This window comes from Streptomyces sp. SID13726, assembly GCF_010548375.1.
Lineage (GTDB): Bacteria > Actinomycetota > Actinomycetes > Streptomycetales > Streptomycetaceae > Streptomyces.
Window position 1 is genome coordinate 1 of the sequence record NZ_JAAGLY010000213.1, and the last position, 561, is coordinate 561.

Genomic DNA, 561 nt, shown 5'->3' on the forward strand with positions numbered 1-561 from the left:
CGCGGCGCCGGCGGCCGGTCTCGGTGTCGGCCACCCCTGCCGAGCCGACCCACGCGTCGCGGTCTTCCCGGATCCTGGCGAGAATGCCGGGCACTCCGCCGCCGGCCACGGCCCGGTCCAGTACCCGCTGGGCAGCCGCGTGATCGTCGCGGACCGGCGCCGCCGACGCCGTGGGAGCCGCGATGGCGAGCTCCGCCACCGCCGCCGAGGCGATCAGCAGCCGGAGACCCGCGCGGAACGTCCGCGTACGTACGGGCTTGTCCATGGAGCCGGCTTCGGGAACCTGCCGTGCGGTTGTCGTCGTGTTCATGATGAGATCCTCGGACCCTGACGCAGGGTCAGGGTCAAGCGGTTTCGACCGCCGATGTCCAGGGGGACCGAAGATGCTGACGATCGGCCAGGTCGCGGCCCATCTCGGCGTGACGGTACGGGCCGTCCGCCACTACCACCAGAAGGGGCTGCTGCCCGAGCCGGAACGTGACGCCTCGGGGTACCGGCGCTACGGAGCCGACGCGGTCGTCTCCCTGGTGCGGATCAAGACGCTGTCCGACGCGGGCGTCC

General features: G+C 72.5%; 1 protein-coding gene and 1 pseudogene. One reads left to right on the forward strand and one right to left on the reverse strand.

From position 1 onward, the window contains the following. Positions 1 to 310: pseudogene (locus tag G3I78_RS47240) on the reverse strand (hypothetical protein); the annotation flags it as partial. Between the two features lie 73 nt (positions 311 to 383). Here G3I78_RS47240 and G3I78_RS47245 point away from each other — a divergent pair. Further along, positions 384 to 561, forward strand: a 178-nt coding sequence (locus tag G3I78_RS47245) for a MerR family transcriptional regulator (RefSeq protein ID WP_164436791.1), incomplete at its 3' end; no start/stop codon positions are given.